This is a genomic window from Microbacterium sp. H1-D42 (genome assembly GCF_022637555.1).
Taxonomy (GTDB): Bacteria; Actinomycetota; Actinomycetes; order Actinomycetales; family Microbacteriaceae; genus Microbacterium.
Genome location: NZ_CP093342.1, coordinates 2,135,960 through 2,161,802 on the forward strand (window position 1 = coordinate 2,135,960; position 25,843 = coordinate 2,161,802).

A 25,843-nucleotide genomic window follows, 5' to 3' on the forward strand; every position below is an offset into this window, starting at 1 on the left:
TCCGGAGCTGATCACCTGATCCCGCGCGGCCAGGCTTCTCCTGCACAGACAGGCGGATGCCGGAAGTTGTCCACCTTCGTGGGTTCTCGGCCCCGCAGACCGCGGCCTCGCGATCTGGGAGTCGGCGGTGCGGCTGCAGTTCGTGGCACTGGACGAACTGCACCGGGTGCGATGGCACAGCACCGCCGCGACAGGAGTGCTCGCCGAGGTGGGTGAGCTGTCGGATGCAGGCACAGAGACCCGCTTCGCCCAGATCATGCGCTCTCGCGGGGTGCAGATCAGGCAGCAGGCCCGCCTCGACGGGCATCGCGTTGACGCGCTGATCGGCGAGCGCCTTGTCGTTCAGATCGATGGGTATCAGTTCCAAAGCTCTGCGAAGGATCGCCGGCCTGACATCCGAGGCGACGCGCGCCTTGTGCTGCAGCGGTACACGGTGCTGCGCTTCGACTATCAGCAGATCATGCACGATCCGGACTACGTGCGCGAGACGGTGCTGCGCGCCATCGCGCAAGGTCTGCACCGCGCCGGACGACGCTGCGCACACGCCGAAGCCGCATCCGAGTCGCGCGCGGACCTGCCCAGATCAGGACATCGGCCCCGCATCAGGCGAATCTCACAGACAAAGACCTGCTGCCGCGCTATCGGCCTGATCCTGGCAACCTCCACCGCCCGCGAAGCGGCAGCCCTGACCCTGCCGGCGCTGATCACCGGGCAGGGAAGGTCGCGGTGACGCGCAGTCCCCCGCCGTCCCGTGCCGCGAGGTCGAGCTCGCCGCCGAAGCGCTCCACGATGGCGGCGACGATCGACAGTCCGAGACCGTGGCCCTCCGACGCCGTCGTGGAACGGCGTCCCTGGCCGCGGACGAACGGTTCGACCAGCTCGGCCACCGCCTCGGGCGACAGCTGCGCGCCGGTGTTCGACACGATCAGGCGAGCCGTTCCAGCTGACGTGTCGGTGCGCACCTCGGTCGTGCCGCCTTGCGCCAGATTGTGTCGGATGCTGTTCTGCAGCAGGTTCACGATGAGCTGACGCATCAGCACCGGCTCGGCGCCCACCGGCGCCCGTGACAGATCCAGGCGCAGATCCACTCCGCGCTCGGCCGCCTCCGCGCGGCAGGCCGTCGCGATCTCTTCGACGAGAGAGCCGAGGTCGACGCGCTCCAGGTGCACCGGGGATGCCTCCACCCTCGCTAGCTCGAGCAGCGCCTGAGCCGTCTGGATGCCGCGCTCATTCATCATCCGCAGCCGCTCGAAGACCTCTGCATCGTCGGATGCCGGATGCTGCGCGATCGCGACATCGAGCATCGCCCGGTTGGTCGCCAGTGGCGTCAGCAGCTCGTGCGAGGCGTTGGCGGCGAAACGACGGGATGCCGCGAAGGAACGCTCCAGCCGCGCCAGCATCTCGTCGAAGTTCGTCGCGAGCTCTGAGATCTCGTCCCGCGGCCCCTCCAGCCCGATGCGCTGGCCGAGATCGCCGTGTGCGGCACGCTCGACCGCGTCGTTGATGTCACGCAGCGGGCGCAGCATCCGTCCCGCGACCGCCCAGCCGACCGCCACGCCGATGATGCCGAGCACCACCAGTACGACGACGGAGACGATCAGCAGCACGTTCAGCATCTGATCGGCCGACGTGATCAGCAGCTCCCGGGCGGGGGTCGTGATCTCTGCCGCGTCTGTGGCGCCCGTCTCGCTCGGCGGCGGGGTGGGTTCCGCGGGGACTGCGGGGACGGATGCGCCAGGCTCCAGCGCGTACGTCGGCACGAAGCGCATGAAGATGTACACGAGCGTGAGCATCACCACGCCCGAGCCGATCAGCAGGGCGGAATAGGTCAGCGCGAGTCGGGTGCGCACCGTCACCCGGTAACGGCGGGTGACGGGTGCGGGCTCAGCGCTCGTCGGCGATGGCATAGCCTGCCCCCGAGATCGTCGTGATGATGTCGGGATCGACGAGTTTGCGTCGAAGGTTGCTGATGGTGACCTTGACCGTGTGCGTGAAGGGGTTCGCGTTCTCGTCCCAGGCCTTCTCGAGCAGCGTCTCGGCACTGACCACTCCGCCGTCGGCGCGCAGCAGCAGCTCAAGGACGGCGAACTCTTTGCGGGTGAGGTGCACGGGTCGGCCGTCGCACGTCACCTCGTGCCGGAACGGATCGAGGCGGATGCCACGTCGCGAGAGCACCGGCGGCACCGCACTGAAGCGGCGGCGGCTGAGAGCGCGCACTCTGGCGATCAGCTCTGCGAACTCGAACGGCTTCGCGAGGTAGTCGTCCGCACCGATTCCGAGCCCCTCGACGCGGTCATCGAGGTCTCCGGCCGCGGTGAGCATCATGATGGCGGGGCGATCGGGACTCTGATTGAGGATCTGGCACACCTCGTCGCCGTGGATGCCCGGCAGGTCGCGATCCAGCAGCACGACGTCGTAGTCGTTGACGTCGACGGCCTCCAGCGCTGCCTCGCCATCGCCTGCGACGTCGGCGGCGATCGCCTCCATCTTCAGACGGGCACTGATGGCATCCGCGAGGAATTCCTCGTCTTCGACTATGAGCACACGCATGCCAGCAGTCAATCAGAGTCGACCTCAAGGAAACGTAAAGTCCACGCTTTACCTCGCCCTTACCGGTGACCGGATGAAATGGCCCGTGTACCTGTTCGAGCCAGCATTCGGAGACCTCATGTCCTTTCGCACCCTTCCCCGCACACGCCGTGTCACCGCCGTCGCCGCATCCGTCGGCGCCGTCCTGCTCGCCCTGACGATGACTGCCTGCGCTCCGGCCGGAGGCTCTGACCCAGAACTCAAGTCCGGTGACTACGAGACCTCGCTCATGGAGTGGCGCGACAACATGGACGCCTGCATGCTGAAGGCCGGGTTCGACCTCAAGCCGGGCGGCTCTGACAGCACCGAGGCGATCGATCTCTCGCAGTACGACATGGCCGAGTTCGACGCCGCCTACGCGGAATGCAGCAAGGAGGTCGGCGAGGCTCCGGTGGACGAGTCCCTTCCCACCGAGGACGAGATCTTCGAATCGCAGCTGATCTTCGCGCAGTGCATGCGCGACGCAGGTTACGACTACCCCGACCCGGTGAAGGGCTCCGGCGGTATGTCTCAGGCGTTTGGGCCCGAGACCAACCCCGACGACATCGACGCGTGCGACGCGAAGGCCAACGAAGGCGCGGCGAACTGATGACGGATACGACTGTCGGCTCACCCGGTCCCCGGCGCCGTCGGGTCATCTGGCTGACCGGTGGAGCGGTTCTGCTGGTCGCTGCCCTGGTCGCTGCGGCCATGATCTTCCTGCCACCAGCCACTGCAGAGCCCGACGAGCGGCCGATCGCCGTCGACACCACGACCTTGACCCGTGGTGAGCTGACCGAACAGGTGCGCGTGCAGGGCATGCTCGGCTACGCGGATCAGCGCAAGCTCGGAACGCAGCTCGGCGGCACCATCACCGCGCTGACCGCCGACGGCACGATGATCGGTCGCGGCGGCGTGCTGTTCCGCGTGGATGACACTCCAGTCGTGCTGCTGCACGGAAAGCTGCCCGCATGGCGCGGGTTCGACCCTGCGATGAGCAACGGTGCGGATGTGCTGCAGCTGGAGCAGAATCTCGCGGCCCTCGGCTTCTTCGACCGCGAACCCGACACGGACTTCACCGACCGCACCACACGTGCCGTACGCGCCTGGCAGAAGTCGCTGGGACTGGAGCGGACCGGGGCGATCGAACTCGGGCGCATCGTCTTCGCCACCGGTGACGTGCGGATCGAGTCCGCGTCCGTCAAGGTCGGCGCCTCGGCCGGCGCCGAAGTCCTGTCGGTCACCGGCGTCACCAAGCAGGTGGAGGCATTCCTCTCGGCAGGTCAGCGCGACCTGGGCGCCGTCGGCTCCACCGCGACGGTGCAGCTGCCCGACGGGAAGACAGCGGGCGCGAAGGTCACCGCCGTCGGCGCTCCCATCGAGCGCGAGGGTGCCAACGGCAAGAGCATGCAGATTCCGCTCACCCTTGTGCTCGACAAGCCGGAAGACGCTGCCGATCTCGCCGGCGTCAGTGTGACGGTGCTGATCGCGCAGAGCCGCGGTGAGGACCAGCTGCTCGTGCCGGTCACGGCCCTGCTCGCCCAGCCCGGCGGTGGTTTCGCGGTTGAGCGGATGCCGAAATCCGGAAAGACCAAGGGCACACCGGAACTGGTCACCGTCGAACTCGGAGCGTTCGCCGACGGTCTGGTCGCCATCACCGGCGGAAAGCTGGAAGTGGGCGATGTCGTCGTGGTGGCCAAATGAGCGCCTCTATGGTGGAACTGCACGGTGTCACCCGCTCCTACGGCTCTCCCCCGACCGTCGCGCTGAAGAGCGTCGATCTGCGCATCGACGAGGGTGAGATGGTCGCCATCGTCGGCCCGAGCGGTTCGGGCAAGTCGACGATGCTGAACATCATCGGGTCTCTGGATGCCGCCTCATCCGGTCGTGCGATCATCGCCGGCCACGACATCACGGCCATGAGCGACAGCGCGCTTTCGGCGCTGCGCGCGCACAGCATCGGATTCGTGTTCCAGCAGTTCCATCTCACCGAGGGCGTCAGCGCCCTCGACAACGTCGCCACCGGCCTGCTCTACACAGGTGCGTCACGACGCGAGCGCCGAGCCCGAGCCGCGGATGCCCTGCAGCAGGTCGGTCTCGGAGCGCGCCTGCACCACGATCCCCGCCAGCTCTCGGGCGGTGAGCGTCAGAGGGTCGCCATCGCCAGGGCCGTCATCGGGAAGCCGCGCCTGCTGCTGGCCGATGAGCCGACGGGAAGCCTGGATTCGCACTCCGGAGAGGCGATCATGGCCATTCTGCGCGACCTGAACACCGCCGGAACCACGGTGGTGGTCATCACGCACGACACGGAGCTCGCCGAGCAGATGCCGCGCCGCGTCGCGATCCGTGACGGCGCGATCATCTCCGACGAGCGGAGCGCAGCATGAGCGAACGCGCGACTGACAGCATCCGATCCCGCCTGCGCGCCTCCGACGCACTCGCACTCGGCGCGCACGGGTTGCGAGCCAGGCCCATGCGCGCGGTGCTCTCGTCGCTGGGCATCGCGATCGGCATCGCCGCGATGATCTCGGTGATCGGCATCTCCACCTCCAGCCAGGCGCTGGTGCAGCAGAAGCTCAGCGAACTGGGCACTGGTCTGCTCACCGTGACGGCGGGCACCGGTCTGACCGGCGAAGAGGCATCGCTGCCGCAGAATTCGACAGCGATGCTGCGACGGATCCCGGATGCCCAGTCCGCGGCATCCACCGCGCTGCTCGACGATGTGCCTGTCTACCGAAGCGAGTTCATCGATGCTGGCAAGACCGGCGGGCTGATCGTCCAGGCGGCCAGCGCCGACCTGCTCGAGACCACTGGTGCCACGCTCGCGCAGGGCCGCTGGCTCGACACGGCGCCGGCTGGACTGCCGACCGTGGTGCTCGGCGGGGCCGCGGCCGAGCGTCTCGGCATCCAGCATCCAGGACGATTGGTGTGGCTGGGCGGCACGAACTTCTCGGTGATCGGCATCCTGGCCGCATCGCCGCTGGCGCCGGAGCTCGACTCGTCGGCGCTGATCGGCGAGCAGGTGGCGACCGATCTGTTCGGGTTCGACGGGCATCCCACGACCGTCTACCAGCTCTCGGCGGATGCCGCGGTGACCGCGACGCGCGACCTGATCCCCCCGACGCTGAGCCCCCGCTCACCCACCGAGATCAAGGTCAGTCGTCCCTCGGATGCCCTCGCAGCAAAGAACACGGTCGATCAGGCGTTCACCGGGCTGCTCATCGGCGTGGGGTCGATCGCGCTGCTCGTCGGAGGGATCGGCGTCGCCAACACGATGATCATCTCGGTGCTGGAGCGGCGCCGCGAGATCGGTCTTCGGCGCGCACTCGGGGCGACCAAGGGGCACATCCGCGTGCAGTTCCTGCTGGAGGCCATCCTGCTCTCGGCCTTCGGAGGCCTGGCCGGCAGCCTGATCGGCTGGGGCATCACGGCAGCCACAGCGGGCACGAACGGATGGCCGACGGTGATCCCACCGCTGGTGCTCGTGGCAGGCGTGGTCGTCACCGTGGCCGTCGGCGCCATCGCCGGCCTGCTGCCCGCCATCCGCGCCGCGCGCACGTCTCCGACAGCGGCGCTCAGCAGCTGACGGCCGGTGCACAACTGCCGAGTTCAGGCGATCCGCTCCGCAGCAGGTCGATTTCTGCGGAATCGACCTGCTGGCGAGCGGATCGCCTGATCCGGGGCTGCTGACAGGCGTCGGATGCCCGGATGCCCGGATACCCGGCCTACTCCGTCGTCACCGCGTAGTCGCCATCGGCGCAGCCGCTCATCAGCCACCCGCCGTCGACCTGCTCGAGCGCCACGTCGGTGACTCCCGTGACCTCTGGAGCCGGCTCGCCGCTGCCGGGGAACCAGACCTGCAGATCGCAGGTGCCCTGCTCCGCGGTGCCGGTCATCGACAGCGCAGCGCCCTCGGCTCGCAGCGAGGTCAGCTCGCCAGGGGCCACCCGCGGGTACGCCCGACTGAGGATCTGCAGCACATCCGCCTTGGTGTCATCGAACTCGCCGGTCTCGCAGTTCTCGATCATGAGACCGTCGCCGATGTCCTGGATGCCGTTCTGCGGGTCTCCGCAGGCCTGCTTCCAGACCCAGTAGGCGCTGCCCAGCATCTGCCTGTCCTCTTCGGCCGCGTAGCGCGTCAGTCGGGGCATGACATCGTCGCCCCAGTAGCCGTACTCCCCCGACCACAGCGGCGCATCGTAGTCGGCCGCGGCGCGCTGCGCGAGCTCGAACTGACGCTCGATGCTCACGATGGGCGGGATCCCGAGATCGCGATCCATCGTGATCGACTCGGCGTAGAGGTGCGGCGAGAACGAGATGTTCGTGTCAGTCGTGAAGCCGGGCTGCGGGCCCACATCGAATCCGAGCCCCGACCACATGATGCTGGGCTCGAAGAACACGATCTGCGGGGCGCCGGCGGCGCGGATCTCGCGGATGGCTTCCTGGTAGAACTCGCCCAGCTGGTGTGAGGTCGTCGCGGGTGCGGTCTCGCCGAACCCTGGCTCGTTGAGCAGGTCGAAGCCGCCGACCATCGGCTCGTCGCGGAACTCCGCCGCGAGTCTGCCCCAGGTCACCGCGAGAGCCGAGCGGATGCCGTCGGTGTTGAAGTAGAAGTTCTGGAACGCGCGGTCACCCGCAGGCGAGATGTCGCGCCCCGTGAACTGGCAGCGTGGAGCGCCGTCGGTGATCGTGGCCCACTCCGGGGCGCCGTCATAGCCCCACATCGGGTCGGTGCCAGGACGGCAGATCGTCCCAGGGGTGGTCGGGCCGTTCCACCAGCCGTCCTGGTGCACGTCGAGCACCGTGTAGATGCCGTTGTCGGCGGCCTCTTCGACGGCCTGCTTGATCTGGTCGAGGTATTCGGGATCGAGCTCGCCTCGGGTCGGCTCCAGCGCCGACCAGGAGATCCCGAGCCGCACGACGTTGAAGCCGTAGCCGGCCATCCCCTCGAAGTCGTCCGCCGTGAGCGGGGTGGTCTCCGGCACCTCGGGACGATGCTGGTAGAAGTCGACGAGCTGGTTCACGTCGACTCCGCGCAGCAGCACCTGGTTTCCGCTGCCGTCGGTGAAGTGGTCGCCGTTCGCGCGCAGGAAGCCGTCGGCGAGGGCGACCGGCACTGCCGGCCCCTTCGGCGAGAGGCCTGGCAGCAGCAGGGAGGCCACGACGGCGACGACCGCGAGGGCCGCCACCACCGCTCGCGCCGGGCGCACTGCGGGAGCCGGCAGCCGGTCGAGGACCACGGCGAGGATGCCGAGGATCCATCCGACGCAGGCGCCGTAAGCCAGACCGTCTGCGACGGTGACGTAGCCGAGCATCAGCGGCCAGATGTCGCCGCGGAATCCGCCCTCGACGATCGCGCCGATGACCATCTGCACTGCGCCGACCATGGCTCCGCCCAGCACCGCGGCCAGCCAGCCGCCGAGCACGCCGCGCACCCGCGGCCGGATCCAGCGCAGAGCGAGCAGCACACCGGCGAAGGTGAGTGCGACCGCGACGATGACCGAGAGGATGCCGCGGTCTGGCTGCGCCACGGGGATGCCGTCCACATAGGGAGCACCCGTCCACCATTGTCCGGCGAGCAGCGGTGTGACGCCGGCGAACAGAGCGGCGGGTGCCCATTCCCAGCGTCGCCGTGACCCACCGGCACCGGAATCGGCGCCCGCTTCGGCAGAGACCTCGGTGTCAGCAGAGACCTCGGTGTCAGCATCCGTCCCGCCACCGGCATCCGACGCTGTGGCCGGCTTTCCGCCGAGCCAGCGCGTGAGCGCGGCGACGATGAGTGCGGCAGGCACGGCCTTGGCAGTGACGTAGCCGGCGGCGCGTCCGGCGATCGACAGGTCGCCCGTCATCGCGAGCACCGCGACCGCCTGAGCGAACAGCACAGCGAGGGTGACTCCAAGCGCCAGCAGCCAGAACCGCCGGCCGACGCACACCGCGACCCACCAGATCAGCGCCAGCAGCACCGGGAGGAAGATCAGCGTCGACGCGATCGGCCACAGGCCGAGGTCGAAGCGCAGCGCTCCTCCTGGCCAGCCGACCAGCGCCAGAAGCCCGGTGGGATCCGCTATCGCCTGTATCACCACCAGGGCCAGCATCGACAGAACGGCGACCAGGGGGCGGCGGTGACGGCTCATTGCACTCCAGCGTGATGGGCGAGGTTGACTCACCATTTCAGCCGGGATGCCCCATCGTCAAATCCGAACGATGATCGGCATTGATTCGTGATCAGCCGAAGAGCGCAGCGGCCTCCTGGTAGCGCTCCAGCGGCACCGTGTTGAGCTCTCCCAGCGCCTCGGCGAAGGGCACGCGCACGATGTCAGTGCCGCGAAGCGCGACCATCTGCCCCCAGTCACCGTCCACGAGCGCGTCAGCCGCGTGCAGTCCGAGTCGCGTCGCGAGGACGCGATCGAAGCCGGACGGCGACCCGCCGCGCTGGATGTGACCGAGCACGGTCGAGCGCGTCTCGATACCGGTGCGGCGCTCGATCTCGGGGGCGAGGATCTCGCTGATCCCGCCCAGCCGAGGGCGGTTGAAGGCATCGAGGCCCTTGTCGCTGTAGGCCTCATCCATTCCGGTCAGCGTGAAGCCCTCCGAGACGACGACGAGCGGAGCGCGGCCGCGGTCGTGGGCGCTGGTGACAAGGTCGCACACCTCATCCATCGACATCGGCACCTCTGGGATGCAGATGACGTGCGCGCCGGCGGCCATGCCTGCGTGCAGCGCGATCCAACCGACGTGACGCCCCATCACCTCGGCCACCATGCAGCGCTGGTGGGAGTCGCCTGTGGTGCGCAGACGGTCCATGGCATCGGTGGCGATGTTGACAGCAGTGTCGAAGCCGAACGAGTAGTCGGTGGCACGCAGGTCGTTGTCGATCGTCTTCGGCACGCCGAGCACGTTGATGCCGTCGTTCGCAAGACGATCGGCCGCCGCGAGGGTCCCCTCGCCGCCGATCGCGACGATGCCGTCGATGCCGTGCGCCGCCAGAGTCTTGGCGATGTTCTCGGCTCCACCGCGCGGGCCCTCGTACGGATTGGTGCGGCTGGTGCCGAGGATCGTGCCGCCGACCTTCGACAGCCCCTTGACCTCGTGACGGGTGAGCGGGAAGAAGTCAGCCTCGACGACGCCGCGCCAGCCGTCGCGGATGCCCACGAACTCGAGATCGTATGTGGTGGTGCCCTTGAGCACGATGCCGCGGATGACGGCGTTGAGGCCGGGGCAATCGCCGCCGCTGGTGAGGATGCCGATCTTCATGCTGCTGCCTTCGTACTCAGGGGGAAAGGAGAAGAGGCCACGCTGCCCGCTCTCGACACTAGTGGTGAAGCCGGGCGGATGCCATTCGAGAGGCGCGAAAACCGATGATCTTGTCCGCCGATCGGTCGCTATCCGCAGTTCTTCCGCACTCAATCTGCAAAGGCACGAAAAAGGGCGCCAAGAACGCGAGTTCTTAACGCCCCCTCTCGGATGCTGTTGATCAGGCCGCGCCCAGCGCCTCCCGCAGCAGGTGCATCAGGGCAGCCATCTGCACGGACTCGCTCGGCTCCAGCTCGACCGCCTCACCGTCAAGCGCTCGCGCGGCGAGCCCCTGCTTCTGGTCGATCAGCTCGGCGATCTTGGTGTCGAGCGTGTGCGCGGCGATGATGCGCCATGCCGTCACCGGCTCGTCCTGGCCGATGCGGTGCACGCGGTCGATCGCCTGCGTCTGCTCGGCCGCGGTCCAGCTCAGCTCGGCGAGAACCACGTTCGACGCCACCTGCAGGTTGACTCCGACGCCGGCCGCTGTCAGCGAGCAGACCGCGATTCCCACCGAAGGATCGGTGTTGAACGCATCGATGGCCTGCTGCCTCACCGGTGTCGTCTGGTCACCACGGACCGAGACGGACTTGATGCCGGCCGCAGCGAAGTGCGCCTCGGCCTGGTCCATGACATCGACGTGCTTGGCGAAGAAGACGACCTTCTGCACCGAGCGCTGCAGCTGCACGGCGTAATCCGCAGCGAGCTGCGCCTTGGCCTGACCGATCTTGCGCACCATGGTGAAGACGTTGTCGCCCCCGGTGCCGGCTGCCTTCGACTCCTCGAGCTCGTTGTGGGCGACGAGACGCACGATGTCGTCATCGATCTCGCCCGCGGCGACGCGCGATGCACCTGCGGACGCGGTGCGCGCCTGGACGATGCGACGGTACTTCGCCGCCATCCGCTCGCCGAGCTCCCGCTCCGCCGCACGGATGCTGCGACCGAACTCGTCGTCCAGCTGAACAGGCAGGTCTGCGATCAGCTTGTCAGGCAGGTCGGCTGCGACGTCCTTCTTCTTGCGTCGCACGATGCCCATCGAGATGACGGCCTCTCGCGCCTCGGCGTAGAACGACTTGTCGGCCGGGGTGAGCCCGGTGGCATCCAGCTTCTCCATCAGCTCGGGCCCCGGCTTCTCGCCGTTGGTCCAGCCGAGGAACCGCCAGATCGCGTCGAAGTCCTCGACATCGTTGATCAGCGGCGTGCCCGTCAGCGCCAGCATGAGCGGGTCGCGCTCACGCTCGCGGATGCGCGACGCCAGTGCCAGCACGTTCTGCGACCGCTGCGATGAGAGGTTCTTGATGAAGTGCGCCTCGTCGACGACCATGCCCTTCAGGCCGATAGAGCCCAGCCATGAGAGGTGCCGGTCGAGGATCTCGTAGTTCACGATGAAGATGTCGGCGAAGGCGTCGATGTCGGCGCCGTCTCCGGCGATCACGGTGGCGCGGCGCTGCGGTGTCCAGCGCTCGACCTCGCGGGCCCAGTTCATCTTGACGACGTTGGGCACGACGACCAGCAGCGGGTAGGCACCCGCGACCGATGCCGCCAGCACCGACTGCGCGGTCTTGCCGAGTCCTGGCTCGTCGGCCAGCAGGAAGCTGCGGTGTCCGGCGCGCACCGCCTCGACGAAGCGGGACTGGTGCACCATGACCTCGCGCCCCTTGGGCGAGATGTGGTCGTACTCGGGGGTCGGCGGCAGGTCCATGGTGGCTGCTCCCCCGCCAGCGCCGGACTCGAACGCCTTGTACAGCGGGCCCATCAGCTCCCAGCTGTCCAGCCGCCTGCGCGGCACGACCGTGGCGCGCGGCGTGAGGTCGGGCGCGAGGAACGGGTTCGCCAGCTCGCGGGCCTCCACCGACGGTGGGGTCACCTGCTTCTCGGCGATCGCCGCCGGCACCACCGGGGCACGCGTCGGCGCGATGTCGGCGATGACGAGCTCTTCCGGCGCCAGCTCGGCCCCCGACTCCAGCAGCCAGTCCCGGCGCATGCGCTTGGCGACCGGTGAGGTCGCCTGATCCGCCTCGAGCAGCTGGATCAGCGAGGTGTCGCGAGCGGCCGTCTTGGCCAGGATCGTGGCGACACCGTCCAGACGCTTGAGCAGCTCGGTGCGAGCGGCATCGGTCAGCTCGGTGTCGGCCTTCACCCGTGCCCGCTCCTCGCGGACGAGAAAGGCGATGACCTGGAACTTGATGCGATTGGTCGGACCCAGCTTCGCGCGCTGCGCCTTCGCCTCGATCTCGCGCACCTTGCGCGCGAGAATCGGGATCAGAGGCGCCTCTTCGTCGCGACGAGACGTCTTCTTTCGCCGCGGTGCGGCGGTTGCCGTGGTCGGCATGCTCCTCCTGAGCGTGAGTGCCGAAGCGCCGAAGCGGCCTTCGGTTCCGTTACGGTGATCCGCGTGTGGCGCCAGCCAGGACCGTGCGGATGCGGGTGCTCGATCTGCGCGTCAGCCGCGGCCGTCGATGAGCACCTGCTCTCAGTTTACGACATCGCAGGCGAATGCCGACAGATGAGACGCCATGTCGGCGCGATTCGTCTGCGCCCAGAACCGAGTCGGTCAGAGACCGAGCTGGATGCGCGCGTCCGCGACGTCGGCCGCGATCTGCGCGATGAGCGCGTCCATGCCGTCGAAGGCGACCATACCGCGCAGGTGCGCGGTGAACTCGACGGTGACGGGATGCCCGTACAGGTCGAGACCGGTCTTATCGAGCACGTGCGCTTCGACCTGGCGCCGCGGCACGTCGTCGAAGGTGGGGTTGGTGCCGACCGAGATGGCCGCCGGATGCCGGATGCCGCTCTCGTGGTCGATCAGCCATCCGGCGTAGACGCCGTCCGCCGGCACGAGCGAGTCGACGAGCTCAGAGAGGTTCGCGGTGGGGAAACCGAGTTCGCGCCCGCGCTTGAGGCCGTGGACGACCTCACCCGAGACCGTCACCGGGCGACCGAGCACGTGCGCGGCATGTGCGACATCGCCTTCCGCGAGCAGCTCGCGGATCCAGGTGGACGATACGCGACGTCCCTCACCCTGCGGGAACACGTCGTCGACGACGTCGACGATGAAACCGTACTTCGGCCCCAGTTCGCGCAGCAGATCGGGGGTGCCGCTGCCGCCGTGCCCGAAGCGGAAGTCGCGTCCGACCAGGACGGTGGCGACGTGCAGGGAATCAACCAGAATGGTGCGCACGAACTCCTCCGCCGGCACCGAGGCGAGAGCGCGATCGAAGGTCAGCACGAGCGTGGCATCCAGGTCGAGTTCGCCGAGCAGGTCGAGCTTGCGCTCCAGCGCCACGACGTTGTCGGGGCAGAGCTCCGGACGCAGCACCTCGAGCGGGTTGCGGTCGAACGTGACCGCGACCGCACGTGCGCCGAGCGCCTCGGCGTCATCGCGCACCTTGCGGATCACGGCCTGGTGGCCGACGTGCACGCCGTCGAACTTCCCGATGGCGACGACGGTGCGACCGAAGTCGGCCGGCACTTCGGCGGGATCACGGAAGACGATCACGACGACTCCTCCAGGGCGCGAGCGGGTTCGGGTCGGTGGGTGCGCAGCCACCACAGGCCGAAGATCGGCAGCACGAGCGGGATGAACAGGTAGCCCATGCCGAAGTACGACCAGACGCTGTCGTGCCCGAACAGCTCTGGCACCAGAAGGCTCAGGGCTCCGACGACTAGCACGCCGGTCAGTTCGAAGACGATCGCCACCCACGCGACGTGGTACCAGCCGGGGCGTCCTGCGAGCACGAGAGCGAGCGTCGCGAGGATGTAGACGACAGCAGCGACGGCCGACAGCGTATAGGCGAGGGGTGCCTCATCGAAGCGGCGGACGATCTGGACGAAGCTGCGGCCGGTGGCAGCCAGCGCCATCACCGCGTAGACGATGACGAGGACCCGACCGATGCCCGTCATCGGGGAGCGTGTGACGGTGTTGGACATTGCGCCATCCATTCTATGCGGCCTGCAGCGTCCAGATCGTCTGCATGCGCCAGAGCATGATGGCGAGCGAGATCGCGACGACGCCGAGCACGACGGTGCTCCATCGGCCGCGCTCCAGCAGCGCCCAGGCGATGCCCCCGAGCGGCAGCAGCACGGCGGCGATCAGGTACACCCAGAACTCCAGCAGATCACCAGTGGGCGGATTGCCCGCGAGTGGCGCGATGATCGCCACGACCACCTGCGCGATCAGCAGCACCTCGACCAGCAGCACGCTGCCGACAGTCCAGTCGCTGGGACGCCGCCCCGCGAAGCCCGCGATGAGGCAGAACAGCCCGGCGGCGCACGCGATGGCGATCTGGACGACGGTGAACCACAGGATCATCCCTGCACCTCCGGCATGTTCATGGCGCTCTTGATGTCGTGGCCGCGTGCTTCGAGGATGCCGACGAGCGAGCCCTCAGGGTCGATCGCAGCGACTTCGGATGCTGTCAGCCGGCTCGCCTGCTCGTGCAGGCGCTTGCCGTGGCGCAGGTCACGCGCCTCGGCGTCAGACACCTGCAGCACTGGCATCACCCGCGCCGCCGCCTCGGCCGGCGTCAGGGTGGCGGCACCTGCGAGGTCTTCGATGCCGACGGCATCCGAGAGCGCGAATCCGCCGACGCGCGTGCGGCGCAGCGCGGTGAGGTGTCCGCCGATCCCCAGTCCAGCGCCGAGGTCGCGCGCGAGCGCGCGGATGTAGGTGCCGGACGAGCAGTCGACGATCACGTCCACGTCGATGACGCCGTCGCCGGTGCGCTGCTCAAGCACGTCGAACCGCGAGACGGTCACCTGGCGGGCGGCGAGGATGACATCCTCGCCGGCACGCACACGGTCGTATGCACGCTTGCCGTCGACCTTGATGGCCGAGACAGCACTCGGCACCTGCGCGATCGCGCCGGTCAGTGCCGCGATGCCGTGCGCGATCTGTGCGGGGGTGACGGCTGCGACAGCATCCGGCGTCGCCTGGGTGACGATCTCGCCCTCGGCATCGTCGGTCGTCGTGTCAGCGCCGAGGCGGATCGTGGCGGTGTATGTCTTGTCGGCGCCGACGATGTAGGTCAGCAGGCGCGTAGCGCCCTCTATGCCGAGCACGAGCAGACCGGTGGCCATCGGATCGAGAGTGCCGGCGTGGCCGACCTTGCGGGTGCCGAAGGCACGCCGAGTGCGGGCGACCACGTCATGACTGGTCAGCCCACCGGGCTTGTCGACGAGCAGGATTCCGGGCGAGACCATCCCTTCAGCTTAGAGCGTGCCAGGGGATGCCTCGTAGGCTGGACGGATGCGCGAACCGTCCTCCCCCGCTGCCGCGTGGCGGTCCGACCTGCAGGCCTGGTACGCCACCACCGCCCGCGACCTGCCGTGGCGCCGCGCGGAGTTCGCCGAGCGATACGGCGCCTGGGGCACGCTGGTCAGCGAGTTCATGCTGCAGCAGACGCCGGTGAACCGCGTGATCCCGCACCTGGAGGCGTGGCTCGATCGGTGGCCGACACCGGCGGCGATGGCCACAGCGACGCCTGCCGAGGTCGTGCATCAATGGGCGAACCTCGGCTATCCGCGCCGTGCGCTGTGGCTGCATCGTGCCGCCGTCGAGGTCGTCGCGAAGCACGGGGGCACCGTGCCGCGCGAGGTCGACTCGCTGCTCGCCCTCTCCGGAATCGGCGAGTACACCGCCAGGGCGGTGGCTGTGTTCCACTACGGCGACCGCCATCCGGTCGTCGACACCAACACCCGCAGGGTGATCGCCCGGCTCGTCGACGGGCGGGCGCAACCCGATCCGCCCGCGAAGCGGGATCTGGCACGCATGGCCGCCCTGCTGCCGGAAGAGGTCGAGGACTCCGCGCTGTTCAATGCCGCGATGATGGAACTCGGCGCGATGGTGTGCACCGCACGGGCGCCGAGATGCGGGCAGTGTCCACTGGCATCCTCCTGCGCCTGGCTTGCCGCCGGCAGTCCCGACACCGGCGACAGGCGCCGGCGCCAGACGCGGTACGAGGGATCGGATCGTCAGGCCCGCGGCGCGATGCTGCGGATGCTGCGCGAGGCACCACAGCATGCTCTGCCGGACGCGGATCTCACGGCCGCATGGGCGGATGCCGCGCAGCGCGACCGTGCGATCGACTCGCTCATCGCGGATGGCCTTGTCGAGGCCGCAGACGGGATGCTGCGACTGCCGGCGTGAGGTGTCATTCGGGATTGTTCCCGGTGTCATGGCCGAGCATGAAGGGCGTCGTCACGCCTTCGTACATCACGTGGGCGATCAGTCCTTCGGCGGCGTGCGGCAGGTTGTGGCAGTGGTCCATCCACACACCGGGATTGTCGGCGACGAACACCACCTCGTAGGTGTCGCCGTGTTCGACATTCAGGGAATCGACCCACCAGCTGCTGCCGGTGGCCTGCTCGCCATTGCGGGACAGCACCAGCATGTGGTGCCCGTGCAGGTGCATCGGATGCACCTCTCCACTGCCGTTGGTGATGGTCATGCGGACGACATCGCCCTCTTTCACCATGAACATCGGGATGTCGTCGCCGATCTTGCCGTTCACGGTCCACCAGAAGCCCGGCTTGCCGTCGATGAATCCCGGCATCCTGCCGATGTCGTAGCGATAGGACCGATCAGGCTGTTCGGGGTCGAAAGGCAGGTCCGTCGGCTCGCCGTATGAGAGCAGGTCGAGGATCTCGGTGGGCTGCGGCGCAGGGCCGGGGTCGGCTCCGAGCACGATCGAGGCGCCGGGCAGCTGCACGCTCACGCCGCCGGATGCCGGGATCTCGACCTCGACATCGACACGCGCACCCGCCGTCAGTGTGACCCGCTTCCCCTCGATGGGAGGAGGCTGGCTCAGTTCACCGCCATCGACTGCGCGCAGCACGAATGGAGCGCCCGACCAGACCGACAGCGGCACGTTGTCGGTGTTGGCCACCCGGACCCGCACCCGATCCCCCGGCTGCGCTGGGACGTGCATGACCCCTGGCTCGCCGCTCACCGTGCGGATCCCGTTCGGATAGGTGTGCACTGCGGCGACAACGTCGGTCACAGCCGTCTCTTCGGCCGGTGCGAGCACCAGCATCCCGAACAGTCCGCCGATGACCTGCTCGTGCGAGATCTGATGCGAGTGGTACCAGAAGGTGCCGGCCTGCTCGGCGACGAACCGGTAGACGAACGACTCGCCTGGTCCTACCGCGTCCTGTGTGACTCCTGCCACGCCGTCCATCGCCGCCGGCACGTCGACTCCGTGCCAGTGCAGCGTCACCCCGCCCGCGACGTCCTCATTGCGCAGCAGCACTTCGACGAGCTGGCCCTGCGTTGCGCGGATCGTCGGCCCTGGCGTGGCGCCGTTGAGGGTGTACCCCTCGAACGACGCACCGGATGCCAGCTGCACGGTCTCGTGCCGAGCGGTGAGTTCGACCTTCACGTCGGCTGCGCGATCAGCATCCGCCGTCAGATCGGCGACACTGACGCCCCCGCTCGCACCACCGTGGCCGGCGGCGTGTTCGGTGAGCGAGTACGCGCCAGGGCGCAGACTGCCCCACCACATCACCACCAGGAGCACCACGAGCGTCGCCGCGAGGCAGATCGCCAGGATCCGCACCGCGGCGACGAGCCGGGCGCGCGGCCCGGCCGTGGTCATATCAGCCCCGAACGCTTGCCGCGGTCGCCGTTCCGACGGCCGGCGCCGATGCGGCGCTGCGGCCGACCGTTCTGGCTGCGACCAGCGCCGTGCCGAACAGCAGCAGGGCGTTCAGCCCGTGCAGCAGTGCGAGGAAGGTCACGCTGTGCGACAGCATCCCCAATGTGATCTGCAGCGCCACCAGCACGACGACCGTGACGGCCAGCGGAACGGCCTTCGGCGTCTTGGCCAGGAACGCGACGACAAGCAGCGCGATCGCGACCAGCGGGATGACGTACATGCCGTTCATCCCGTGCACCATGATTCCGAGGAACTCCGGAATCGCCGGCGGTGCCGACAGGTCGATCGCCCCTCCGGCGAAGATGTATGCGCTCAGGCCGGCGGACGCCCACGCATGGGCGGCGGCCTGCACGGCGACGAGCGCGCAGATGATGTATGCGAGCACACGATAGGTAGTGATCATGACGACTCCCCAGTTCGATGATCGGCCGGTGTCCCCCCAGGCCGAATTCACTAGTGCCCCTCACTAGTGAACGGATCAAGTAAACTTCCATCGATGACTGCTGTCAAGAGCCAATCGCGTCGGAGCGCTCAGGCCGCCGGGTCGCGACGCAAGATCCTGCAGGCCGCCGCGTCGTCGTTCGTGGAGTTCGGCTACCACGGCGCGACGATGGGCGACATCGCCCGGAGGTCAGGATTCGCGGTGCAGACCGTGTCCTACTTCTTCGGCACGAAGCCCCGGCTGCTCGCCGAGCTGATCGAGACGACGGTCGTCCGCGAGCGAGACGTGGCCAACGCACACGTCCGCGAGCAGTGGGAGCACGCGATGGCGCACTCCGATGACGGACCGCTTCTGATCGATCGGTTCGTCGCACGCCGGCATCCGATCCGCGAAGCGGTCTCGCCCCTGCTCGAGGCAGCGCGCATCGGCGCGCTGACCGATGCGGAGGTGGACGAGGTGCACCGCAGCGTCGAGGAGCGACGCGCAAGCGAGTACGCGCATCTGAGCGCGAAGCTCGCCGAGCATGATGCTCTGCGAGAGGGCCTCACGCAGGACCGCGCGACCGACATCACGCTCTCGATCGCCGGACCTGAGCTCTACCTGGCGCTGGCCAACGGTCGGGCGTGGTCGGGCGAGGACATCAGGGAGTGGACTTCGAGCACGCTCAAGCAGCTGCTCGTGGCCTGACCTCAGTCCTGCTCGTCGGCTTCGTCGCGACGGTAAGGGTCAGCTTCGCCCGCGTGCGTGGCGGACGAGGCCAGTTTGGCCACCTCCGCGTCGCGCTCGCGTGCCTCGCGCAGCAGATCCGCGATGTGCCCGGCGTTCTCGGGAAGCGCATCCGGGATGAATTCCAGCGTCGGCACCAGTCGCACGTTCAGCTGGCTGCCGACCTCCTTGCGGAGCAGCCCGGTGGCCGAAGTGAGCGCGGCGCCGCTGGCAGCGCGCTCCTCGTCGGTGCCGAGGACTGTGTAGAACACCGAGGCATGCTGAAGATCGCCGGAGACGCGAACGTCGGTGATCGTCACGAAGCCCAGGCGCGGGTCACGCAGCCCCTTCTCCAGACGCTCGGCGAGGATGACGCGGATGCGATCCGCGAGTCGTGCCTGTCGTTCTCCAGCCATTTCCTTCTCCTCTGTGACAGATGAGGGGCGCCACGCGGGCGCCCCTCACCGTTCGATTCAGATCAGCCGCGAGGCTTCTCGACCATCTCTGTGGTCTCGATCTCATCACCGATCTGGATGTCGTTGTACTTGCCGAGGCCGATACCGGCCTCGAAGTCCGTGCGGACCTCGGTGACGTCATCCTTGAAGCGACGCAGCGACTCGATGGCCAGGCCATCGGCGAGCACGACGCCGTCGCGGATGACGCGCGCCTTGGCGTTGCGCGTGATCGTTCCCGATCGGACGATGACACCGGCGATGTTGCCGAACTTCGAGGAGCGGAACACCTCGCGGATCTCGGCGACACCCGACTGGACCTCTTCGAACTCCGGCTTGAGCATGCCCTTGAGGGAGTTCTCGATCTCGTCGATCGCCGAGTAGATCACGGAGTAGAACCGCACGTCGACACCCTCGCGGGCGGCAGCTTCACGGGCCTTCGTGTCAGGTCGCACGTTGAAGCCCACGATGATCGCGTTGTCGATCGTCGCCAGGTTCACGTCCGACTCGGTGATCGCACCGACGCCGCGGTGGATGATCCGCAGCTGCACGGTGTCGTCGACCTCGATCTTGAGCAGCGACTCCTCCAGCGCCTCGACGGCACCGGAGACGTCACCCTTGATGATGAGGTTGAGCGTCTCGACCTTGCCCTCTTCGAGAGCGCGGGTGAAGTCCTCGAGCGAGATGCGCTTGCGGGCCTTGGCCAGCAGAGCGTTGCGCTGGACGGCTTCACGCTTCTCGGCGATCTGGCGCGCCATGCGGTCCTCTTCGGTGACGATGAACACGTCGCCGGCACGGGGGACCGAGTTCAGACCCTGCACCTGCACCGGACGCGACGGTGCTGCCTCTTCGACAGCATCGCCGTTCTCGTCGAGCATGGCGCGGACGCGGCCGAAGGCCGTACCCGCCACGATCGAGTCGCCGACACGCAGCGTTCCCGACTGGATGAGAACCGTAGCGACCGAACCACGGCCCTTGTCGAGCTTCGCCTCGATGGCGACACCGCGAGCGGACTTGTTCGGGTTCGCCGTGAGGTCGAGGCCTGCATCGGCCGTCAGCAGGACTGCATCGAGCAGCTCCTGGATGCCGGTGCCGGCGCGAGCCGAGACGTCGATGAACATGACGTCTCCGCCGTACTCCTCGGCGACCAGACCGTACTCGGTGAGCTGCTGGCGCACCTTCGCCGGGTTCGCTTCGGGCTTGTCGACCTTGTTCACCGCGACCACGATCGGCACATCCGCGGCCTGGGCGTGGTTGAGCGCCTCGACCGTCTGCGGCATGATGCCGTCGTCGGCCGCGACCACCAGGATCGCCAGGTCGGTGACCTGCGCACCACGGGCACGCATGGCGGTGAACGCCTCGTGACCAGGGGTGTCGATGAACGTGATCGCCCGCTCGATCCCTTCGTGCTCGGTCCAGATCTGGTACGCACCGATGTGCTGGGTGATGCCGCCGGCCTCACCCTCGATGACATTGGTCTGGCGGATCGCGTCGAGCAGTCGGGTCTTACCGTGGTCGACGTGACCCATGACAGTGACGACGGGGGGACGGATCTCGAGGTCGTCCTCGCTCTCCGCCTCCAGCTCGGCCTCGAGGTCGAGACCGAAGCCCTCGAGGAGCTCCTTGTCCTCGTCCTCGGGCGAGACCATCTGGATCTTGTAGCCGAGCTCTTCACCGAGGACCTCGAAGGTCGCCTCGTCCAGCGACTCGGTGGCCGTGGCCATCTCGCCGAGGTTGAAGAGGATGGTGACGAGCGTGCCGGGCTGGACGGTGTAACCGTTCAGCGCCTCGAGCTTGTCAGCGAAGTCGGCGATGGATGCGCCGCGACGAAGGCGGATGATCTCGCCGTTGCCCTTGGAGACGTTGACTCCACCGACGATCGGCGCCGACCGCATCTCGAATTCCTGCCGCTTCGCCCGCCGCGACTTGCGCTGCTTGCTCTTGCCGCCGCCCTTGCCGAAGGCACCTGCGGTGCCACCGCCGGGTCCACGACCACGGCCGCCGCCACCGCCGGGGCGACCGGCGAAGCCGCCGCCACCACCGGGACGCGCGCCGGGACCGGCACCGGGAGCACCACCGGCGCCACCGGGACGACCGGGACCGCCTGGACGCTGCTGGAACGGAGCGCCGGGACGACCGCCCTGACCACCACGTGCACCTGCACCACCGGGACGACCCGGGCGCGGAGCGCCGACACGGGGCGAACCAGGACGCGGAGCCTGCGGACGCGGGATGTTGCCGGGCGTCGGGCGCTGGCCCATGCCCTGCTGGGACGCGAACGGGTTGTTACCTGGACGCGGACCGGCCGGGCGCTGGCCCATGCCCTGAGCAGAGCCGAACGGGTTGTTGCCGGGGCGCGGTGCGCCGGGCTTCGGTGCGCTTCCACCGGGCTTGGGCGCGTTGCCACCCGGCTTCGGGGCGTTGCCGCTGGGCGCAGGGGTGCTGTCAGCTGGCGTCTCGACGACCGGCGCCGGCGCAGCCTCTGCGACCGGTGCCGGAGCCTCGGGCTCGGTGGTCTTCTTGACCGGGCCGGGCTTGGGTCCGGGGGTCGGAGCCTTGGGAGCCGCAGCCTTGGCGCCGGGCTTGGCAGCCGGCTTGGCTTCGGTCTCCGTGGCGGGCTTGGCATCGGCCTTGTCCGCCGCCTTCGCCTGCGGGTCGGCCTCGATCGCCGCGCGCAGCTTGCGCGCGACGGGGGGCTCGACCGTCGAGGACGGGCTCTTCACGAACTCGCCGAGCTCCTTGAGCTTCGCGAGTGCGAACTTGCTGTCGACGCCGAGTTCAGCGGCGATCTCGTGCACACGTGGTTTGGCAGCCACAATTCTCCTGTCTGGGTCGGTCCACCCAGGCAGGGCAGACCACTAGTCGCGGACGGGTCTCATTTCGAGCCGTTCACTTTGTTTCCATAGCCGTTCAGCCTTTGTTTCGCGGACTGTGTCGTTCGATGATCTGCGCGTCATCCGCCTCGGGGAAACCGAGTGACGGGGAAACACGTAGTGCACGTGCGAATGCCCGGCGCCGCAGCGCGACCTCCAGACATTCGGATGTCGGATGCAGCCATGCGCCCCTCCCGGGCAGAACCGCTCGCTCGTCGAAGACGAGTTCACCATTCTGTACAGCCACCCTGATCAGGGCGGTTCGAGAGGCACGATCGCGGCAACCGACACACGTTCGTACAGGCTCCATCTTACACCTCACCCATGAACGCCCGAATCCGGCTCACCGGCATCCGAGCGGTCAGGCGTCGCCCATCACGCTGTCGGGCTGGATGTCGATCTTCGCTCCGGTGAGCTTCGCGGCGAGTCGGGCGTTCTGGCCTTCCTTGCCGATGGCCAGCGAGAGCTGATAGTCGGGCACCAGCGCGCGGACTGCCTTGGTGTTCGCATCCAGCACGAAGGCCGAGGTGACCTTGGCCGGCGAGAGCGCGTTGGCGACGAACGTCGCGAGATCCGGGTGGTGGTCGACGATATCGATCTTCTCCCCAGCCAGCTCCTCCGTGACGGCGCGGACGCGGCGTCCCATCTCGCCGATGCACGAGCCCTTCGCGTTGACCGAGGGGTCGTTCGCCTTGACCGCGATCTTCGTGCGATGGCCGGCTTCGCGCGCCAGCGAGACGATCTCGACGAGTCCGCCGGCGATCTCGGGCACCTCGAGTGCGAACAGCTTGCGGACCAGTCCTGGGTGGGTGCGCGAGACGGTGATCGCCGGTCCCTTCGCGCCCTTCGCGACGCCGGTGACGTACACGCGCAGACGACGGCCGTGGGTGTACTCCTCGCCGGGGACCTGCTCCTCAGGAGGGAGGATCGCCTCGACGCTGCCGAGGTCGACGTGGATCATCCGCGGGTTAGGGCCCTGCTGGATGATGCCGGCGACGATGTCGCCCTCCTTGCCGCGGAATTCGCCGAGCACCGCTTCGTCAGCGATGTCACGCAGCCGCTGGCCGATGACCTGCTTGGCAGCGTAGGCGGCGATGCGACCGAAGTCCTCTGGAGTGGTCTCCTCCTCGCCGATGATCGCGCCCTCTTCGTCGCGCACCGGCTGCAGGACGGCGACGTGGCCGTTCTTGCGGTCGAGCTCGACTCGTACGCCCTCGGGGATCGCGCCGTCTTCAGAGACGTGCTTGCCGTAGGCGGTCAGAATCGCCTGTTCGATGATCGACACGAGTTCATCGAAGGGGATCGCCTTCTCTTTCTCGATTCCGCGCAGCAGTGCGAGTTCGATGTCCATCAGCGGCCTCCCTATTAAGCTCTCCCCGCATGAGAACGCTCTGCGGGCATCAGAACAGGATAGCCGAAACGCGGCACTCCCTGGGCGCTGGACTGCCGTATGCCGCTGCCCGCATACTGGGCGACATGGAGGCTTTCGACACGATCGTCATCGGAGCAGGCATGGCCGGCATCACCTGCGCGCGCATGCTGGCGGATGCCGGGCGACGGGTTGTCGTGCTGGAAGCCCGCGATCGCGTCGGCGGACGGATGAGCACCGACCGCACACACGGGTTCCCTGTCGACCTCGGTGCCTCGTGGATCCACGGCGTCGAGAACTCTCCGCTGTGGGAGCTCGTGCAGGCACTGCGGATCCCGACGCTCGAGTACACGGTCGGCAGCTTTCAGGTCGGCGGCCGGCCCATGACGCACTTCGACGGCGACGGGCGGCGGATGGATGCTGCCGCGAGCGCACAGTGGATCGACGATGTCGAAGCCGTCGATCGGGCTCTGGTGGATGCCATCGCCGCGTCCTCCCCCGGTGAGACGTACCTCGACGTCACAGAGCGCGCACTGGACGCCTCCGGCCTGTCGCCCGAGCGCATCGACGAGATCCGGGAGTTCTTCCGTCACCGCGTCGAGGAGCAGTGCGGCGCGTGGATCGGCGACCTGGATGCACATGGACTCGATGAGGACGGCATCGAGGGCGATGAGGTGATCTTCCCGCACGGGTACGACGAGATCCCGGCAAGACTGGCAGCGGGTCTCGACATCCGCCTCGAGGCGGAGGTCACCGGGGTGTCCCGCGCTGCCGGCGGGGTGACCGTGTCGAGCACTCATGGTGCGTTCGCGGCAGCATCCGCCGTCATCACGGTGCCGCTCGGCGTGCTGAAGGCGGAGTCGATCACGTTCGAGCCGGCGCTGCCCGACGACGTCGCCGGTCCCATCGCACGGCTCGGCATGGGAGTGTTCAACAAGATCTTCCTGCAGTTCCCCGAGCGGTTCTGGCAGGACGACAGCTACGTGATCCGCGCACTCGGCGAGGCGGGCGAACGCTGGCACTCCTGGTACGACGTATCGGCGATCAGCGGCATCCCGACGCTGCTCACGTTCGCCGCAGGTCCGCTGGGGCGGCACCTGCAGGATCTGACCGATGACGAGATCGTGACGGACGTGCTGATGGCGCTTCGGGCGCTGTTCGGGGATGCTGTCGGCCAGCCGATCGCGCAGTGGGTGACCAGTTGGGGGCGGGATCCGTACTCCAACGGCTCGTACTCGCACCTGGCGACCGGTTCGTCGCATCACGATCACGATGCGCTGGCCGGCCCCGTCGACGGCGAGCTGCATTTTGCCGGCGAGGCGACGTGGGGTGACGAGCCCGCCACTGTCGGCGCCGCGTACTATTCGGGGCATCGGGCAGCCGAGCGCATCCTCGGCCACCCGGTCGATCTCACGGCGTTCGCCGCCGCCATCACCGCCCGCGAGCGCGCAGCGAAGAGCTGAGTCAGCTCAGCAGGTCGCGGATCCAGGTGCGGATCGTCTCGGCAGCTTCCGGATCGAGCACCGCGTCCGGCTCGTTGTAGCCAGAACCAGGTGCCGCAGCGCGTTCCTGCGGCGAGCGCAGATCCTGCTTGAGAACGTGGTTGGCGTTCGCCGGGAATGCGAAGGTCACCTCGGCCATTCCTGCGGCCGCAGCCTGCAGCGGGCCTCCGTCCAGATCCGCGTCGACCTGCGCGTCCTTGCGCCCGATCAGCACGAGGGCAGGGACCTGCACGTCCGGCAGCGCGACGGTGGCGTCCTCCGCCCAGAGCTCGCGCGCGAAAGGCAGGTTCGCCGGCGCCTCGAAACTGGACAGCACCATCCGCACCCCCTCCGGCAGGCGCGGGTCCGGTGACATCGCCTCTCCGGCGCTGTAGCGGGCGGCGGCCTGCTCCACGAGCGGGAAGAGCTCTGCGCCGTTCGGCACCAGGCCGAGCTGTGTGCGCAACTGCGTGAGCAGCACCGCGCCGATACTGCGGCCTGGAGGTGCGGCGAGCACGATGCCGGCGAACTCCGGCTTCTGCGCGCTCGTCGCGTAGTGCAGCACGTGCAGACACCCCTCACTGTTGCCGAGGCCGATGATGCGGGCGGCATCGACGTCCTGCCGCTCGGCGAGCACGTGCGTCGCGGTGACCAGCTCGTCGAGGTGGGACTGCATGCTCATCCTGCCGACCATCGCAGGCAGGTTCTCGGCGACGTGCGGACCCGAGGCGCGCTTGTCGTAGCGCAGCGAGGCGATGCCGTCGGCGGCGAACGCCTCGGCGAGCAGCGCGGCCGTGCCGTTGGCTCCTGGCAGCAGCGGGGAGGTCCAGTCGCGATCGGTCGGTCCGCTTCCGGCGACCATGACGACAGCGGGATGGGGACCTGCGCCCTCCGGACTGACGAACGTTCCGAACATGTCGATGCCGTCGACCTGCCAGCTCACCTCTGTGGAGTGCGTCACGCTCTCATGATGCCACCGGACGCCACGATGCGGCGGCCCGGGGG

The 25,843-nt window shown here is 68.2% G+C and carries 24 protein-coding genes; 8 read left to right on the forward strand and 16 right to left on the reverse strand.

The genetic code is table 11. From position 1 onward, the window contains the following. The first annotated feature begins 127 nt into the window (after positions 1-127). On the forward strand, positions 128-730 hold the full coding sequence (locus MNR00_RS10245) for a DUF559 domain-containing protein (protein WP_241925827.1): 603 nt from the start codon (positions 128-130) through the stop codon (positions 728-730). On the opposite strand, the gene MNR00_RS10250 is transcribed toward MNR00_RS10245, so the two are convergent. Next, complete coding sequence (locus tag MNR00_RS10250) at positions 705-1,907, reverse strand: HAMP domain-containing sensor histidine kinase (RefSeq protein WP_241925828.1); 1,203 nt, start codon at positions 1,905-1,907, stop codon at positions 705-707. The genes MNR00_RS10245 and MNR00_RS10250 overlap by 26 nt on opposite strands. Further along, complete coding sequence (locus MNR00_RS10255; protein WP_241925829.1) at positions 1,885-2,550, reverse strand: response regulator transcription factor; 666 nt, start codon at positions 2,548-2,550, stop codon at positions 1,885-1,887. Before MNR00_RS10255 ends, MNR00_RS10250 begins: the two co-directional genes overlap by 23 nt. Positions 2,551-2,668: 118 nt before the next feature. Between MNR00_RS10255 and MNR00_RS10260 the strand changes: the two genes are divergently transcribed. Genes MNR00_RS10260 through MNR00_RS10275 form a run of 4 tightly spaced genes read left to right on the forward strand, consistent with a single transcriptional unit; the run spans position 2,669 to position 6,154 of the window. Then, a complete protein-coding gene (locus tag MNR00_RS10260) occupies positions 2,669-3,178 on the forward strand; it encodes a hypothetical protein (RefSeq protein WP_241925830.1) in 510 nt (169 codons plus the stop codon). Beyond that, positions 3,178-4,272, forward strand: coding sequence for a peptidoglycan-binding protein (locus MNR00_RS10265; RefSeq protein WP_241925831.1), 1,095 nt, complete (start codon positions 3,178-3,180; stop codon positions 4,270-4,272). Before MNR00_RS10260 ends, MNR00_RS10265 begins: the two co-directional genes overlap by 1 nt. Before the next feature lie 8 nt (positions 4,273-4,280). After that, a complete protein-coding gene (locus MNR00_RS10270) occupies positions 4,281-4,955 on the forward strand; it encodes an ABC transporter ATP-binding protein (RefSeq protein WP_241925832.1) in 675 nt (224 codons plus the stop codon). Next, on the forward strand, positions 4,952-6,154 hold the full coding sequence (locus tag MNR00_RS10275; protein WP_241925833.1) for an ABC transporter permease: 1,203 nt from the start codon (positions 4,952-4,954) through the stop codon (positions 6,152-6,154). Before MNR00_RS10270 ends, MNR00_RS10275 begins: the two co-directional genes overlap by 4 nt. Before the next feature lie 139 nt (positions 6,155-6,293). Here MNR00_RS10275 and MNR00_RS10280 read toward each other — a convergent pair whose 3' ends face one another. From MNR00_RS10280 to truB, 7 genes are all read right to left on the reverse strand, one after another. After that, positions 6,294-8,702, reverse strand: a complete 2,409-nt coding sequence (locus MNR00_RS10280; protein WP_241925834.1) for a cellulase family glycosylhydrolase — start codon at positions 8,700-8,702, stop codon at positions 6,294-6,296. Positions 8,703-8,793: 91 nt separating this feature from the next. Beyond that, positions 8,794-9,822, reverse strand: coding sequence for a 6-phosphofructokinase (locus tag MNR00_RS10285; protein WP_241925835.1), 1,029 nt, complete (start codon positions 9,820-9,822; stop codon positions 8,794-8,796). Positions 9,823-10,042: 220 nt separating this feature from the next. Beyond that, entirely contained in the window at positions 10,043-12,193 is a 2,151-nt protein-coding gene (locus tag MNR00_RS10290; protein WP_241925836.1) for a DEAD/DEAH box helicase, read from the reverse strand. Between the two features lie 222 nt (positions 12,194-12,415). Further along, positions 12,416-13,360 (reverse strand): bifunctional riboflavin kinase/FAD synthetase, encoded by a 945-nt coding sequence (locus MNR00_RS10295; protein ID WP_241925837.1) that lies wholly within the window; start codon positions 13,358-13,360, stop codon positions 12,416-12,418. Beyond that, positions 13,357-13,764 (reverse strand): hypothetical protein, encoded by a 408-nt coding sequence (locus MNR00_RS10300; RefSeq protein ID WP_241928820.1) that lies wholly within the window; start codon positions 13,762-13,764, stop codon positions 13,357-13,359. The genes MNR00_RS10295 and MNR00_RS10300 overlap by 4 nt, the downstream gene beginning before the upstream one ends. Positions 13,765-13,804: 40 nt before the next feature. Continuing rightward, the gene (locus MNR00_RS10305; protein ID WP_241925838.1) at positions 13,805-14,173 is read right to left on the reverse strand and encodes a hypothetical protein; all 369 of its coding nucleotides are present in this window, start codon (positions 14,171-14,173) and stop codon (positions 13,805-13,807) included. Beyond that, positions 14,170-15,063, reverse strand: a complete 894-nt coding sequence (truB, locus tag MNR00_RS10310; RefSeq protein ID WP_241925839.1) for a tRNA pseudouridine(55) synthase TruB — start codon at positions 15,061-15,063, stop codon at positions 14,170-14,172. Before truB ends, MNR00_RS10305 begins: the two co-directional genes overlap by 4 nt. A 46-nt stretch (positions 15,064-15,109) precedes the next feature. On the opposite strand from truB, the gene MNR00_RS10315 reads away from it, so the two are divergent. Next, a complete protein-coding gene (locus MNR00_RS10315; protein WP_241925840.1) occupies positions 15,110-16,009 on the forward strand; it encodes an A/G-specific adenine glycosylase in 900 nt (299 codons plus the stop codon). A 4-nt stretch (positions 16,010-16,013) separates the two neighbouring features. On the opposite strand, the gene MNR00_RS10320 is transcribed toward MNR00_RS10315, so the two are convergent. Both MNR00_RS10320 and MNR00_RS10325 read right to left on the reverse strand, forming a co-directional pair. Continuing rightward, entirely contained in the window at positions 16,014-17,456 is a 1,443-nt protein-coding gene (locus MNR00_RS10320) for a multicopper oxidase family protein (RefSeq protein ID WP_241925841.1), read from the reverse strand. Position 17,457: 1 nt separating this feature from the next. Continuing rightward, positions 17,458-17,919, reverse strand: coding sequence for a hypothetical protein (locus MNR00_RS10325; protein WP_241925842.1), 462 nt, complete (start codon positions 17,917-17,919; stop codon positions 17,458-17,460). 93 nt (positions 17,920-18,012) lie between these two features. Between MNR00_RS10325 and MNR00_RS10330 the strand changes: the two genes are divergently transcribed. Continuing rightward, positions 18,013-18,645 carry a TetR/AcrR family transcriptional regulator gene (locus tag MNR00_RS10330; RefSeq protein WP_241925843.1) on the forward strand — a complete coding sequence of 211 codons (633 nt, stop codon included), beginning with the start codon at positions 18,013-18,015 and terminating at the stop codon, positions 18,643-18,645. 2 nt (positions 18,646-18,647) lie between these two features. On the opposite strand, the gene rbfA is transcribed toward MNR00_RS10330, so the two are convergent. The 4 genes from rbfA to nusA form a co-directional block, all read right to left on the reverse strand. Beyond that, complete coding sequence (gene rbfA / locus MNR00_RS10335) at positions 18,648-19,079, reverse strand: 30S ribosome-binding factor RbfA (protein ID WP_241925844.1); 432 nt, start codon at positions 19,077-19,079, stop codon at positions 18,648-18,650. A gap of 62 nt (positions 19,080-19,141) precedes the next feature. Continuing rightward, on the reverse strand, positions 19,142-21,931 hold the full coding sequence (infB, locus tag MNR00_RS10340) for a translation initiation factor IF-2 (protein ID WP_241925845.1): 2,790 nt from the start codon (positions 21,929-21,931) through the stop codon (positions 19,142-19,144). Positions 21,932-22,025: 94 nt separating this feature from the next. Then, positions 22,026-22,298: a YlxR family protein gene (locus tag MNR00_RS10345; protein WP_241925846.1), complete on the reverse strand. Its 273-nt coding sequence runs from the start codon at positions 22,296-22,298 to the stop codon at positions 22,026-22,028. A 51-nt stretch (positions 22,299-22,349) separates the two neighbouring features. Then, positions 22,350-23,339 carry a transcription termination factor NusA gene (gene nusA / locus MNR00_RS10350; protein ID WP_241925847.1) on the reverse strand — a complete coding sequence of 330 codons (990 nt, stop codon included), beginning with the start codon at positions 23,337-23,339 and terminating at the stop codon, positions 22,350-22,352. Positions 23,340-23,464: 125 nt separating this feature from the next. Here nusA and MNR00_RS10355 point away from each other — a divergent pair, with 125 nt between their 5' ends. Next, on the forward strand, positions 23,465-24,820 hold the full coding sequence (locus MNR00_RS10355) for an FAD-dependent oxidoreductase (protein ID WP_241925848.1): 1,356 nt from the start codon (positions 23,465-23,467) through the stop codon (positions 24,818-24,820). A 1-nt stretch (position 24,821) separates the two neighbouring features. Here the strand turns inward: MNR00_RS10355 and MNR00_RS10360 are convergent, their stop codons facing one another. Continuing rightward, positions 24,822-25,799: an alpha/beta fold hydrolase gene (locus MNR00_RS10360; protein ID WP_241925849.1), complete on the reverse strand. Its 978-nt coding sequence runs from the start codon at positions 25,797-25,799 to the stop codon at positions 24,822-24,824. Between the last annotated feature and the right edge of the window lie 44 nt (positions 25,800-25,843).